Origin of the sequence: Dokdonella sp., assembly GCF_035511235.1 — a bacterium.
Taxonomy (GTDB): domain Bacteria; phylum Pseudomonadota; class Gammaproteobacteria; order Xanthomonadales; family Rhodanobacteraceae; genus Dokdonella.
The window spans coordinates 111882-126019 of the sequence record NZ_DATKFQ010000033.1 but is presented as its reverse complement, the minus strand read 5'-3'; the positions used below and the strand labels follow the sequence as shown (position 1 = coordinate 126019).

At 72.0% G+C, this 14138-nt stretch carries 12 protein-coding genes; 7 read left to right on the top strand and 5 right to left on the bottom strand.

All coding sequences use genetic code 11. The features are described 5' to 3' along the window. Nucleotides 1-7: 7 nt before the first annotated feature. The 3 genes from VMR06_RS13630 to VMR06_RS13620 are packed head-to-tail and all read left to right on the top strand — an operon-like array spanning nt 8 to nt 2289. The gene (locus VMR06_RS13630; protein WP_325377170.1) at nt 8-721 is read left to right on the top strand and encodes a glycosyltransferase family 2 protein; all 714 of its coding nucleotides are present in this window, start codon (nt 8-10) and stop codon (nt 719-721) included. Next, complete coding sequence (locus VMR06_RS13625; RefSeq protein WP_325377168.1) at nt 718-1107, top strand: DUF2304 domain-containing protein; 390 nt, start codon at nt 718-720, stop codon at nt 1105-1107. Before VMR06_RS13630 ends, VMR06_RS13625 begins: the two co-directional genes overlap by 4 nt. Before the next feature lie 42 nt (nt 1108-1149). Beyond that, nucleotides 1150-2289 (top strand): glycosyltransferase, encoded by a 1140-nt coding sequence (locus VMR06_RS13620; protein ID WP_325377166.1) that lies wholly within the window; start codon nt 1150-1152, stop codon nt 2287-2289. A 22-nt stretch (nt 2290-2311) separates the two neighbouring features. Here VMR06_RS13620 and VMR06_RS13615 read toward each other — a convergent pair whose 3' ends face one another. Further along, on the bottom strand, nt 2312-2902 hold the full coding sequence (locus VMR06_RS13615) for a hypothetical protein (RefSeq protein WP_325377165.1): 591 nt from the start codon (nt 2900-2902) through the stop codon (nt 2312-2314). Further along, a complete protein-coding gene (locus VMR06_RS13610; RefSeq protein ID WP_325377163.1) occupies nt 2899-4173 on the bottom strand; it encodes an MFS transporter in 1275 nt (424 codons plus the stop codon). Before VMR06_RS13610 ends, VMR06_RS13615 begins: the two co-directional genes overlap by 4 nt. Nucleotides 4174-4464: 291 nt before the next feature. Here VMR06_RS13610 and VMR06_RS13605 point away from each other — a divergent pair, with 291 nt between their 5' ends. Next, nucleotides 4465-4674, top strand: a complete 210-nt coding sequence (locus VMR06_RS13605) for a cold-shock protein (protein ID WP_325377161.1) — start codon at nt 4465-4467, stop codon at nt 4672-4674. 267 nt (nt 4675-4941) lie between these two features. Here the strand turns inward: VMR06_RS13605 and VMR06_RS13600 are convergent, their stop codons facing one another. Beyond that, entirely contained in the window at nt 4942-5532 is a 591-nt protein-coding gene (locus VMR06_RS13600; RefSeq protein ID WP_325377159.1) for a glycine zipper 2TM domain-containing protein, read from the bottom strand. A 455-nt stretch (nt 5533-5987) separates the two neighbouring features. Between VMR06_RS13600 and VMR06_RS13595 the strand changes: the two genes are divergently transcribed. Further along, nucleotides 5988-6407, top strand: coding sequence for a ribonuclease (locus VMR06_RS13595; RefSeq protein ID WP_325377157.1), 420 nt, complete (start codon nt 5988-5990; stop codon nt 6405-6407). Continuing rightward, entirely contained in the window at nt 6404-6853 is a 450-nt protein-coding gene (locus tag VMR06_RS13590; RefSeq protein ID WP_325377155.1) for a barstar family protein, read from the top strand. The genes VMR06_RS13595 and VMR06_RS13590 overlap by 4 nt, the downstream gene beginning before the upstream one ends. 84 nt (nt 6854-6937) lie before the next feature. On the opposite strand, the gene VMR06_RS13585 is transcribed toward VMR06_RS13590, so the two are convergent. Beyond that, nucleotides 6938-7297: a hypothetical protein gene (locus tag VMR06_RS13585; RefSeq protein WP_414648140.1), complete on the bottom strand. Its 360-nt coding sequence runs from the start codon at nt 7295-7297 to the stop codon at nt 6938-6940. Nucleotides 7298-8193: 896 nt separating this feature from the next. Between VMR06_RS13585 and VMR06_RS13580 the strand changes: the two genes are divergently transcribed. Continuing rightward, nucleotides 8194-13491, top strand: coding sequence for an ExeM/NucH family extracellular endonuclease (locus tag VMR06_RS13580; protein WP_325377153.1), 5298 nt, complete (start codon nt 8194-8196; stop codon nt 13489-13491). Between the two features lie 242 nt (nt 13492-13733). On the opposite strand, the gene VMR06_RS13575 is transcribed toward VMR06_RS13580, so the two are convergent. Further along, nucleotides 13734-14123 (bottom strand): hypothetical protein, encoded by a 390-nt coding sequence (locus VMR06_RS13575; RefSeq protein ID WP_325377151.1) that lies wholly within the window; start codon nt 14121-14123, stop codon nt 13734-13736. Nucleotides 14124-14138 lie beyond the last annotated feature (15 nt).

The window sequence follows — 14138 nt, the reverse complement described above, 5'->3', positions numbered from 1 at the left end:
CCCCCCCTTGAATCCTCGCGATTGCCTGGCCGTGATGCCTGCCCGCAACGAGGCGGCCACGGTCGGCGAGGTGGTGCGCGGCGTGCGCGAGGCGCTCGGCTGCGACGTGCTCGTGGTCGACGACGCCGGCGACGACGGCACCGCCGAGGTGGCGCGGGCCGCCGGCGCCGAGGTGCTGGTGCTGCCGCTCGGCCTGGGTGCCTGGGGCGCGACGCAGACCGGCATCCGCTACGCGGTGCGACAGGGCTACGGCGGCGTCGTGACGCTGGACGCCGACGGCCAGCACCTGCCCTCGTCGCTGCCGACGCTGTTCGAGGAACAGGCGCGCAGCGGCGCGGACGTCGTGATCGGCACCTGCATCGAACGCCTCAGCGGTCCCAAGCGCATCGCCTGGCACTACCTGCGCGTGCTGACCGGCCTGCGCCTGTCGGATTTCACCTCGGGCCTGCGGCTGTACAACCGCCGCGCACTGGTGCGGCTGGCCTCGCCCGAGGCCAGCCTGCTCGATTTCCAGGACGTCGGCGTGCTGATGCTGCTGGCGCGCGAAGGCCGCACGATCGCCGAGGTGCCTACGCCGATGCGCGCGCGCAGCAACGGCCATTCGCGCGTGTTCGCCTCGTGGTGGGTCGTGCTGCGCTACATGATCAACACGACCGTGCTGTGCCTGGCCCGGCTCGATGCCGGCCGCCGCGCACCGGTCGCCGGCGAGGCGCGCCGATGAACGCGCAGCTGACCGCGGCGATCATCGGCATCGGCCTGGCCGTCGCGATCCTCTATCTGGTCCGCCGCGACCATCTGCACGGTCCGTACGCAGTCTGGTGGCTCGGCGTCGCGGTCGCGACCCTGGTGCTCGGCCTGTTCCCGGCCCTGGTCGGCTGGCTCGGCCGCGCCACCGGCATCAGCTATGCGCCGGTGCTGCCGATCATCATCGGTCTGTCGTTCGTGTTGCTGCGGCTGCTCAAGCTCGACATCGAACGCTCGCGCCAGGAACGGCAGTTGCGCCGGCTGACGCAGAAGCTGGCGATCCTCGAACGCGAACTGGACCGCGTCGGCTACCGGCTGCCGGAAGGCGATCCGGACGCCGAACTCGTCTCCGACGACGAATGAGCGGCCGCTGCGCCGCCGCGGCGGACCGCTGAGGCCCGGCCGGTGCGCATCCTGCACGTCGGCAAGTACTACGCGCCGCAGCGCGGCGGCATCGAACGCTGTACCCAGGATCTGGCCGAATGGGCGGTCGCACACGGCCATGCCGCGGCCGCCCTGGTACACCAGCCGGCCGGCGTCGTGCGCGCATCCGCCGAACACATCGGCAGGGTCGAAGTGGTGCGTGCCGGCTGCGTCGCGGCGCCGCTGTACACGCCGCTGAGTCCGGCGTTCGCGCTGCATCTGGCGCGCCTGATCGACCGGTTCCGGCCCGACGTCCTGCATCTGCATCTGCCCAATCCGTCGGCGTTCTGGGCGCTGACGCTGCCGTCCGCACGGCGCCTGCCGTGGGTCGCGCACTGGCATGCCGAGGTGCCGACCGACACGCCGGACTGGCGGCTGCGTGCGGCCTATCGCGTCTATCGGCCGTTCGAGCAGGCGCTGCTGGCGCGCGCGGCCGCGATCGTGACGACGTCGGAAGCCTACGCCGCGGCCAGCCGCGCGCTGGCGCCGTGGCGCGCCAAGACGCGCGCGATCCCGCTCGGCATCGGCGAGGCGCCCGCCGTGCCGGCCGCGCCGCCGGACTGGCCGGGCGGCGTCGGCCTGCGTCTGCTCGCGGTCGGCCGGCTCAGCGCCTACAAGGGTTTCGACGTGCTGCTCGAGGCGCTCGCGCGCTGCGCCGGCGCACGGCTGCTGTTGATCGGCGACGGCGAGGAGGCGCCGCGCCTGCGGGCCCTGGCCGCGCGCCTCGGCCTCGCCGATCGCGTGCGCTTCGCCGGTGCCGTCGACGATGCGACGCTGGCCGCGGCATATGCGGCGGCCGATCTGGTCGTGCTGCCCTCGCTCGATCGCGGCGAGGCGTTCGGCGTGGTGCTGCTGGAGGCGATGCGCGCCGGCCGTGCGGTGATCGCCAGCGACGTGGCCGGCTCGGGTATTTCGAGCGTGGTCGGAGCCGATGCCGGCGTGCTGGTGCCGCCGGGCGACGCCGCGGCGCTGGCCGCCGCGATCGCCGCCCTCGCTGCGGATCCGGCGCGGCGCCGCGCGCTCGGCGAAGCCGGTCGCGCGCGCTGGCGCGAGCGCTTCACGCTGGCGCATGCGGCCGGGCCGTTTCTCGCGCTGTACGCCGAGCTGATGGCCGCGCGCTGAGCGCAGGCCGCCGCTGGCGCCGCTACCGGGGCGGCGCGATCGTGATACCGGCGACCACCGCGAGCACGTCGGACAGCACGCTGGCGTCGTGATCGCTCGCGTAGAGCGTGAAGACGATCCCTGCCTCGCCGTCCAGGCGCAGGCCGCGCGTCAGGAACAGGAACTCGCCGGCGCGCGGATGGCGATCGGTCAGGCGCGCGTAGACGCCGCGCGCATCGGGGCCGAAGCGCAGCGGCACGACCGCGTCTTCGAGAAACCGCGGCAGCAGGCCGGACAGGCTCGCGATCAGATGGCCGGGCAGGCCGGCATCGTCCAGCGCATCGAGCTTCAGCGCCGCGTGCGTGCCGATCTGGATCTCGAGGCCGAACCGGTTCTGCGGCGGCGCCACGCGGACGAAGGTCGTGCCGGCGCCGTCCTGCCGCTCGAAGGCGAGCCAGGCCGGCGGCATGCGCATCTGGATGCGGCCGAGCCGGGCATGGTCGAAGTCGCGGACCGACCAGGCCGTGGTATCGGTCGCCGTCGCGGACGTCGACAGGAACGCGCTCGCCGCGATCAGCACGGCGTGCAGGCCGCCGCGCAGCAGCAGACGGCGGCCGGCGCGGATCGCGTTCACGCCGCCTCGCCGGCACGCGGCCGGATCAGCAGCAGCGCTACCAGCGAGACGGCGGCCGCCGCCGAGAGGTAGTAGCCGACCCAGGCCAGGCCGTAGCGGCTGGCGAGCCAGGTCGCCGCATACGGCGCCAGCGACGCGCCGACGATGCCGGCGAGGTTGAACGTCAGCGAGGCGCCGGTATAGCGCACGGCGGTCGGGAACAGCTCGGCCAGCGCGGTGCCGAGCGGCCCGTAGGTCAGCCCCATCAGGGCCAGGCCGAGCGCGAGGAACGCGAACGTGCCGGCCGCGCTGCCGGCGCCGAACAGCGGCGCGAACGCCAGCCCGTACAGGCCGATCGCGATCGTCGCGCCGATCAGCACGGAGCGCCGCCCGCGCCGGTCGGCGATCCGCGCCGACAGCGGAATCGTCGCCGCGAAGAACAGCACGCCCGTCATCTGCAGCACCAGGAAGGTCTCGCGCGAATAGCCGAGGGCCGAGGTGCCCCAGCTCAGCGCGAACACGGTCATCAGATAGAACAGCACGAAGGTGGCGGTGGCCGCGAACGTGCCGAGCAGCAGCGCCAGCGGATGCTGCGTCAGCACCGTCGCCATCGGCAGGCGCACGCGCTCCTCGTTGGCGATCGCGCGCTGGAACGCCGGCGTCTCGGTCAGCCGCAGCCGCACGTACAGACCGACCAGCACCAGCAGCGCGCTGGCCAGGAACGGGATGCGCCAGCCCCAGGCCAGGAACTGCGCCTCGTCGAGGCATTCGCTGAGCAGCAGAAACACGCCGGTCGAGCAGAGAAAGCCGATCGGCGCGCCGAGCTGCGGAAACATGCCGTACCAGGCGCGCTTGCCGGGCGGCGCGTTCTCGGTCGCCAGCAGTACCGCGCCGCCCCATTCGCCGCCGAGCCCGAGGCCCTGGCCGAACCGGCACAGCGCGAGCAGGGCCGGCGCCAGCACGCCGATCGAGGCATAGGTCGGCAGCAGGCCGATCAGCACGGTCGAACCGCCCATCGTCAGCAGCGCGGCGACCAGGGTCGCCTTGCGGCCGATGCGGTCGCCGAAATGACCGAACAGCGCCGAGCCGACCGGCCGCGCGAAGAACGCCAGCGCGAACGTCGCCAGCGACTGCAGCGTCGCCGAGGCCGGGTCGGCGGCCGGGAAGAACAGCTGCGGAAACACCAGCACGGCCGCGGTGGCGTAGATGTAGAAATCGAAGAACTCGATCGTGGTGCCGATCAGGCTCGCGAAGAGCACGCGCCGCGGCGAGGCGGCTGCGGATGTCGCCATGTGGTCTTTCCCCTTACGGCCCCGCCGGCGGGGCGCAGCCGATTCTGGCACCGCCCGGGCGTCGAAGGCACCCCGTTTCCACACGGCGCTCGCTTTGTCGCGAAAACCCCTGTAGAGTGCGCGCCACTGTGTTCTCGAGGGTCACTGTGAATCGTGGCCCGATGTGGTTGATCGTTCGATCCGCTCTTCGTCCCCTCTCGCGTACTCCTTGGCGACTCAGTACCGACCCGCGGCTTTCTCCGCCGGTCGCGTTCCATTTCACCCATCATCGAGTTTGTCAGGAGTAGTCTCATGAGCAACCGCCAGAACGGTACCGTCAAGTGGTTCAACGACGCCAAGGGCTTCGGCTTCATCACGCCGGAAAGCGGCCCGGATCTGTTCGTGCATTTCCGTTCGATCCAGGGCAGCGGCTTCAAGTCGCTGCAGGAAGGCCAGCGCGTGACGTTCGTCGCCGTGCAGGGCCAGAAGGGCATGCAGGCCGACCAGGTCCAGGTGGACTGATCCCGCCGGCGGGCTTGCCCGCCGCTGCGATCGCGCCGGGGCTCGATCCCGGCGCACCAAGAACCCCGGGCGTTCGCGCCCGGGGTTTTTCTTTATCCGGACTCTCGTGCGGGACGACCGCCGATCGGGTCCGCGCGTCGTGCTCCGAGCAGCCGCTGCCGCGAAAGCCGCCGGCTGCCAGGCCCGCATTCGGGTCCGGGTAAGGCCGACATAAGAAAAGCCGCCGGCGCGGGGCCGGCGGCTCGGGTGGGGCGAGCGGGGGCAGTCCTACTCGACCATGCCGCGCACCGGCAAGGCGATGCGGTCGCCGGGATCGTGGTCGAGCCGCGCATTCAGTACATTGCCGGCGTACTCGTAGCGGACGTCGTAGGCATAGACCTCCTCGGTCGGCTCGTTGACGGTGCGGCAGACGTTCTCGACCTGCGTGACCGTATTGCGCTTCTGGTTGTGCTCCTGGATCTTGCGCCCGGCGATCGCGCCGCCGACGACGCCGGCGACGGTCGCCGCATCGCGGCCGCGGCCATCGCCGATCTGGTTGCCGGCCACGCCGCCGACCAGGCCGCCGATGACGGTGCCGGCGATGCGATCCTCGTCCTTCGGCTTGACGCGATGCGTGACCGCGCGGTCCTCGCAGACCTCGCGCGCGTGGTCGATGCGGCGCTTGACCGGCGTCACGCTGATCACGCGCGCATAACCGGAGGCCTCGTCGCGGCCGTCCGCGACGGCGGCGGGTGCAGACGGGTCGGCACCGGCCGTGCCCGCCGGCGGCGAAGCCGGGCCCTGGGTGCAGCCTACCGCCAGCGCGGCCACGGCCGCCGCCAGCGCCAGGCGTATCGGGATTGCGATCGGCAGGTTCATGAGCGGCCTCCACGGCGAAACGAGCGAGGGTTCCGTTGTGCCCAATCGTGCCCGAGCGCCGGCTGAACGAAGCGCCCGCACCGGCGCTCGCTGCGTTCAGGCGTGTGGTAGTCCGTTTTGCGCGGCCTGCCTTCGCCGGGCGATGCGACCGGGCGCCGCCGGCGCAGGCCCTCGCGCCCGGCGTCGGGTACCGATTCGACGTGCCGGTATCGATGGCTGGGTTCCGAGCGCCTCGAAAGCGTCCAGTGCCTCGCGCGGCGAGCAGATCGTCCGGCGGCGGCGGCGGCGGCCGTGCGCGATGCGATCGATGTAGAGTCCGCGCGCGATCGTGAGACGGCATGGCCTCCCTCCGCGTGGTACGCCTTGCCGTCGCCGAAAATCCCGATACGCCGTCACGCGCGTCGGGCGCGGCCACAGGGCACAATGGCGGTGTCATCCGCCGGAGCGATAGGGACATGGCGACGCCGATCAAGCGTTCTTCTTGGGCGATCATGGTGGTGCTGGCGCTGCTCGCGGCGTCGGCCTGGTGGCAGCGGGCGCCGTCGACGGCGCCGCCGGCCACGGCGGATGCTGCGCTCACGGCGGCGCCCGCGGCCGGTCTGCCGGCCTTCCTGCCGCCCGAGGCGCACGAGACGCTGCGCCTGATCGCGCGCGGCGGGCCGTTTCCGCACCGGCAGGACGGCGGCGTGTTCGGCAATCGCGAGCAGCGTCTGCCGAACCGGCCGCGCGGCTATTACCGCGAATACACGGTCGAGACGCCCGGGCTCGACCATCGCGGCGCGCGGCGCATCGTCACCGGCGGCCAGCCGCCCGAGGTCTACTACTACACCGACGATCACTACGCCTCGTTCCGGCGCTGGGAGATGCCGCGATGAGCACGACGCGCGAAAACCTGAGCGATCTGGCCCGCGCCGGCCTGCATCTGATCGCCGAGGACGAGGCCGATGCACTGATGCGCGCGGCGCGCGCCGCGGCGTTCGAGGTCCGCCGCATCGATCTGCGCGGCTGCGTCGGCAAGGCGGCCTGGCTCGAGCGCATCGCCGCCGTCATGGATTTTCCGGATACCTTCGGGCACAACTGGGACGCGCTCGAGGACAGCCTGCGCGATCTGTCGTGGCTGCCGGCCTCCGGCTACGCGCTGTTCGTCCGCGGCGACGCGCCGCGACGTGTCGGCCGGATCTGGGACATGCTGCTCGACGTGCTCGAGAGTGCCGCGATGGACTGGACCGCACGCGGCGTGCCGTTCTGGGTGTTCGTGACGGTGCCGCCCGACGACGCTCCGGATGCGCGGGGGCCGGATCCGAAATCGCGCCTGGCCTGAGGCGGAAGCGGCGCCGGAACCGATCCGCGCCGATGCCGCCGGCGCGATGCGTGGTCGCGACGGCGGCATCGGATGCGGCAGCGGTCAGAGCTGCAGTTCCTGCTCGGCTTCCTGCGTCGCGCGGCGTGCCAGCGCGAGATTCGAGCGGGCCTTGTCGAGTACCAGGTAGATGAAGAGTCCCGGCTTGCTGACCACCGGGCGGATGATGTGGTACTGCTTGCCGAGCGTGATCAGGATGTCCTCGATCGCGTCGTTGAGGCCGAGCGACTTCATCGTCTTGAGCTTGGCGCGCATCACCTCGGTATTGCCGGCCGCGGCGAGATCGAGGTCCATGCCGGTGCCGATCTTGCCGAGCATCATGCCGCTGCTGGCATCCACGACCGCGCCGCACACGGCGCCGTCGACTTCAAGCAGTTTGGCAAGGCTTTCGTTGATGTTGGCCACGGAGTTCTCCTTGGGAAACGGGCGAGGCGACGCGAACGGGCAGCTGCGGACGGTGCCTCGTCGTCCCCGCAGCGGCTGATAGCGATAGCGATGTCGATGCGCAGCCGCCGGCGGCGGCTCGACGCGTGGATGCAGCAGGCGGTTGCGGCGTCGCTGCGGACGGCGCGGTCGCCGACGGCGGGCGCAGCCGCTTTCGCGCGGCTCTCGCCGATGCATCGGACCTGCGCGTGCGCACGGCAGGACGAGCCGGGCGAGAGCGGCGTGCTGACGGAAGTGGCGAGCGAGGCCATGGCCCATGCGAAGCAATCGCGGTGCCATGCTCGGGTTGCAGTCTGCCAACCGGTACGCGATCGGCATTGCGAGCCGCCAATGCGCGACGGCTCGCACACAATTTTCGTGACCGGATCGTGCAAGCCCGCATCGCCGCCGCGATCCGGCGGCGATCCTCCGCGTTCGTCGAGCGCATCGAGGAAGACTACGTCGCTCGGCGGCGGCACATTCAGACCAATCGTGTCGGTTCGGAACCGGTCAGCCCCTGGTCGGCGATGTCCTCGGCTGCGGCACCGGGCGCCCGATGCCCAAGCCGTCGGCCGGGACTCGCGCGATCGGACCGGAGCGTCGGTGATCGTCGTGCGGCCGCTGCCAGCGACGTCACGGTATGAGGAGGGCGCCCTCGTCATACCGATGTCGCATCGGCCGCGCAGCATGCCGGCCCTGTCGATCGCCCATCGCAGATCGGCGCGCGGCCGCGCCCTCGCGCAGCCGCCGCGCGCACCGGGGAATCGTTCAAGACCTTGCATCCATCGCCTTCCAAGGAGACATCCGTGGCATCGTCCGCTTGTGCTCGTCCGCCGCGCCGTGGCGCGGCTCCCGGCGACGTTCGACGTCGGCTATCGGTGGCCTTCGCGCTCGCCGCGCTCGCCTGCGCGACCGCGCCCGCCGCGGCGCAGGTCGCGCTGACCGCGCTCGACCAGCCGTATACGCAGTCCTTCGACACGCTGCCGGCGTCCGGATCGGCCGCATGGGTCAACAATTCGACCGTGCCGGGCTGGTTTCATGCGCGCACCGGTTCGGGCGCGACGATCGCCGCCGACACCGGCGCCAGCAACGCCGGCAATCTCTACAGCTACGGTGCCAGCGGCAGCAGCGATCGCGCGCTCGGGTCGATCGGCTCCGGCAACGCCGCGGTCGGCAGCCTGTTCTGGGGCCTGCGGTTGCAGAACGCGACCGGCACCACAATCACCGCACTCGACGTGGCCTACACCGGCGAGCAGTGGCGCAACGGCGGCGCGACCGGGTCGGCGGCGACGCAGACGATCACGTTCTCGTACCTGATCGGCGCACCGGCCGTGACCGGCTCGCTGGCCGAGTTCCAGCAGCCCGGCGTCGCCGTGCCCTCGCTCGATTTCACCGGTCCGGTCACGACCGGCTCGGCCGCGGCGCTGAACGGCAATCTCGCCGCCAATCGCACGGACCGATCGTTCACGATCACCGGGCTCAGCGTGCCGCCGGGCGGCGAGCTCATGCTGCGCTGGTCCGATCCGGACCACACCGGCGCCGACCACGGTCTGGCGATCGACGAGGTCTCGGTGACCGCGCGCGGCGAAGCGGCCGGTCCCGAGCTCAGCGTCGGCGACGTCACGCTGGCCGAGGGCGACTCGGGCACGACGGCCTTCACGTTCGCGATCGGCCTGTCCGAGCCGGCACCGGCCGGCGGCGTCCATTTCGACATCGCGACCGTCGATGACACCGCGACCGCGCCGTCGGACTACGCGGCGCTGGCACTGACCGGCGTGACGATTCCGCCCGGCAGCGACGGCACCACGGTCACCGTGCTCGTCAACGGCGACGCGCTGCCCGAGGATGACGAGGTCTTCCTGCTGCGCGTATCCAATCTCGTCGGCGCGACCGTCGCCAACGACACCGGCATCGGCCTGATCGTCAACGACGACGCAGGCGTGCTGCTGCGCGTGGACGACGTCGGCGAAAACGAAGGCGACGGCGGCAACCGGACCTTCACGTTCACGGTCAGCCTGTCCGAACCGGCACCGTCCGGCGGCGTGACGTTCGACATCGCGACCGCCGACGGCAGCGCGATCGCGCCGTCGGACTATGTCGCGCGCGCACTGAGCGGCCAGACCATCCCCGCCGGCAGCGACCAGTATGCGTTCGCGGTCACCGTCAACGGCGACACCGCGGTGGAGCCCGACGAGAGCTTCTACGTGCGCGTGTCCAACGTCACCGGCGCGATCGCCGTCGTCGCCGAGGGCGTCGGCACGATTCGCAACGACGACGCGCCGCCGGCCTCGCACCGCATCCATCAGCTGCAGGGCAGCGGCGCGTCGACGCCGATCGGCGCCGGCGTCACGGTGTCGGTGGAAGGCGTCGTGACCGCGAGTCATCAGGGCGGCACGCGCCTGTCCGGCTTCTTCGTGCAGGAGGAGGATGCCGACGCCGACAGCAATCCGGCCACGTCCGAAGGCATCTTCGTCTACTGCGGCAGCTGCCCGGTCGCGGTCGCCGAGGGCCAGCGCGTGCGCATATCGGGAACGGTGTCCGAGTACTTCGGCATGACCCAGCTCAATGCGACGACCGCCGCTGCGGTGGTCGTGGCCTCGACCGGCAACCACCTCGACGAGATCACGCCGGCGCCGATCGTGCTGCCGGTCAGCGGCGACGTCGACGCGTTCCACGAGGCGCGCGAAGGCATGCTGGTGACCTATGTCGATCCGCTGATCGTGTCCGAATACTTCCAGCTGCATCGCTTCGGACAGATCACGCTGTACCCGGGCGAGCGTCCGCGCCAGTTCACCGAGGACAACGCGCCGAGCGCCGCCGGCTACGCCGCCTATCAGGCCGAGCTGGCGCGCCGCCGCGTGATTCTCGACGACGACAACGACACCGAGAACGTCTCGCTGACGATGCCGGACGGCCAGCAGTTCGTGTTCCACCCGCGGGCCAACGGCGGCTTCGGCATCGGCACCCAGGGCATGGACTTTTTCCGCGGCGGCGACCAGGTGCAGAACCTGACCGGCGTGCTGCACTGGTCCTACGCCGGCTTCACCGGCACCGACGCCTGGCGCATCCGGCCGACCCTGGCCCGTCCGGCGACGTTCACGGTCGCCAATCCGCGGCCGGCCACCGCCCCGGCCGTGCCCGGCGCGATCAAGGCCGCCGGTTTCAACGTGCTGAACTACTTCTCGACGATCGACACCAGCTCGAGCAGCTCGTCCGGATCCTGCGGCCCGTCCGGCACGCTCGACTGCCGCGGCGCCGACAGCGCCGCCGAGCTGGCACGCCAGCGCGAGCGCACGGCCCTGGTCGTATGCGGTCTGGACGCCGACGTGGTCGGCCTGGTCGAGATCGAGAACCATCCGAGCTCGGCCGCGGTGAACGATCTGCTCGGTGCCGTCAATGCGCGCTGCGGCGGCAGCCATCCGTATGCGTTCGCCAACACCGGCGGCGCGCTCGGCAGCGACGCGATCCGCGTCGCGCTGATCTACCGCTCCGGCGTGCTGGCGCCGGTCGGCGCCGCGATGGCCGACCTCAACGCGATCCACAACCGGCCGCCGACCGCGCAGACCTTCGACGTGGTCGACGCCGCCAACCCGGCGTTCGGTGAGCGCTTCACGGTGGTCGCGAACCACTTCAAGTCCAAGGGCTGCTCGGGCGCGAGCGGCGCCGATGCCGACTCGGGCGACGGCCAGTCGTGTTTCGCGAGCCGCCGCAACCAGCAGGCCAGCCGCCTGCTGAGCTGGATCAACGGCACCGTGATCCCGGCCGCCGGCGATCCGGACGTGCTGCTGCTCGGCGATTTCAATTCCTACGCGCGCGAGACGCCGATGACGACGCTGGCCGGCGGCGGCTACGTCGACCTGATCGCCGACCGCCTCGGCCCGGCGGCGTACTCGTACCTGTTCGACGGCCAGCTCGGCCATCTGGACTACGCGCTGGCCAACGCGAGCCTCGACGACCAGGTCGCCGGCGTCGCGGTCTGGCACATCAATGCCGACGAGGTACCGCTGTTCGACTACAACGACGAGATCCGCGACGTCGGCGAGCCCGACTACGACGAGAAGCCGAACGGCTCGGCGCTGACGCCGCCGCGCTCGCTGTTCGAGCCGGCCAGCCCCTACCGCGTCTCCGATCACGACCCGGTCGTGGTCGGCCTGTTCGCCGGGACCGCCGAGGCCGATCTGTCGATCGCGCTGCAGGCCGCGCCGGATCCGGTCGTCGCCGGCACCGCGTTGAGCTATGCGGTTACCGTCGAGAACCTCGGCCCGGCGGCGGCCGGCACGGTCTCCCTCGCATTGCCGCTGCCGGCCGGCACCACGTTCGCCGCGCTGACCGCGGCCGCCGGCTGGTCGTGCACGTCACCGGCCGTCGGTGCGGCCGGCAGCGTCAGCTGCCAGCAGGACTCGTTCGCGCCCGGCACTGCGGCGTTCACGATCAGTGCGATGGTCGATGCGGATCGGCCTGCCGGCAGCTCGCTCGCGGCAACCGCGACCGTGAGCTCGGCGAGCGCCGACCCGGCGACCGGCAACAACAGCGCGAGCGCCGGCGTCACGGTCGCGGCCTCGGCCGATCTGGCCGTCGCGATGAGCGGCAGCCCCGACCTGGTCGCGGCCGGCGATGCGCTGACCTACACGCTCACGCTGAGCAATCTCGGTCCGAGCGCGGCCGCCACGGTGGTGCTCAGCGATACGCTGCCGGCGGCACTGCGCTTCACCTCGCTGAGCGCGCCGAGCGGCTGGAGCTGCACGACGCCCGCGGTCGGGCAGGGCGGCATGGTCAGCTGCCAGCGCGCCTCGATGGCGGTCGGCACGGCCGAGTTCACGCTGGTCACCGCGGTCGCGGCCGACGCCAGCGGCAGCATCGCCAACACCGCGACGGCGGCCGCGGCGACGAGCGATCCGGTTCCCGGCAACCAGAGCGCGACCGCGACGACGACGGTGTCGGCGCCGCAGGCCGACCTGTCGGTGACGCTGACCGATGCCCCCGATCCGGTCGAGGCCGGCGGCATGCTGACCTACACCATCACGGTCGCCAATGCCGGCCCGGCCGCGGCCGCCACGGCGACGCTGGGCGACACGCTGCCGGCCGCGACGCGCTTCGTCTCGCTGAGTGCGCCGAGCGGCTGGGCCTGCACGACGCCGGCAATCGGCCAGGGCGGCAGCGTCGGCTGCCAGGCTGCGACGTTCGCGGTCGGCACGGCGGTCTTCACGCTGGTCGTCGAGGTGGCATCCGATGCCGGCGGCACGACGCTGTCCAATACCGCGACCGTCGCCTCGGCGACCGCCGATCCGGCCGGCGGCAACGACAGCGCGACCACGACCACCGTCGTCAGCGTACCGGCGCAGGCCGATCTGTCGGTGACGATCACCGATGATCGCGACTTCGTGCAGGCCGGCGATACGCTCGACTACCGCATCACGGTCCGCAACGCAGGCCCCGCCGCCGCGACCGCGACGGTGACCGACGTGCTGCCGGCGGTGCTGACCGACGGCGTCTGGATCTGCAGCGCGAGCAACGGCGCGAGCTGCGCCGACGGCAGCGGCGAGGTGCTGAGCGACGTGGTGACGCTGCCGGCCGGCGGCGAGATCCACTACGTCTATTCGGCGACCGTGCAGGCCGGCGGCGACGACGAGCCGATCGTCAACGGCGTCGGCGTGGCCGTCTCCGGCGGCGTGACCGATCCGAACCTGGCCAATGACAGCGCCAGCGACAGCGCGACGCTGATCGTGCTGTTCCGCGACGACTTCGAGCAGACCGAGGTGATCGAGGCCTTCGCTGCGCCGGATGCGTCCGGCTACGTCGGCGCGGCCTGGCGGATCGATGCCGGCGCGCTCGCGCGACTCGGCGCGCAGCCGGTGCGCATCGCGACCGCCGAGACGGCTGCCGGCGACGCGCTGTTCGCGCTCGACCTGCTGCGTCTGGATGCGCGGATGCTGTTGCGCGTCGTCGTCCGCGACGCGCAGGGTCGAACCTCGCGCGGCGCCTGGCAGGTGATCACCGATCCGTCGGCGGCGATCGTGACCGGCTGGCAGGCCGCGACCGGTATCGAGCGCGGCTACGTCGGCGTGGCCCCGCTCGAAGCCGCGGTGGTGCCGGTGTTCCACGGCCGCGACGAAGCGCCGGCCCGGTTGCGCATCGTCGACGGCGGCGCGCCCTGGCTGGCACCGCTGGCGCGCTGATGCGATGGCGTCTGCCGATCGGGCACCGCCTGATCGGCAGGCGAGGAGCGGTTCCCCGTCGAGGCCCGCAGCGGTATGCCGCTGCGGGCCTCGGCTTTTTCGAGGGCGGCCGACCCGCCGGCGCTGCCGATCGCGGATGCGGAACGGCGCGACCGCCGTTCGTGCGGTGCCCGTGAGCGAAAGCCCGGCCGCACGACCGTGTGCGGCGAACGGGCACGCCAGCCGTTGGCTCGGCCGAGCCCTCAGGGCTTCTGCTTGGGACGTCCCGGCTTGAGCGGAATCAGCCGCTCCAGCCTTGCGTTCAGCGCGGCGTCGTCGAGCGCCGCCAGCGCCTGCAGGCCGGCACGCAGCAGCTCGCTCTTCTTGGTCGGTCGCTTGAACCCGAGCGCGCGCTCCTTGAGCGTCTGGATCAGCTCGAAATCCGCGCGCGGCATCGTGAAGCTGTCGCGCACCAGCTTGTGCTTCTTGGCCTCCTTGCCGGCCCTGGTCTCGCCTTCGCTGGCTGCGGACGGCGCGGGCGCGGCCGGCCGTGACGCGCGTGCCGCCGGCGCCGCGCGCGCCGTCCGTTCCGCCGCCGGCTTGCGCGCCGCCGGTTTCCTGCCGCTGCCCGCGGCGGTCTTTCGCTGTGCCATGCCGCTGTCTCCGTT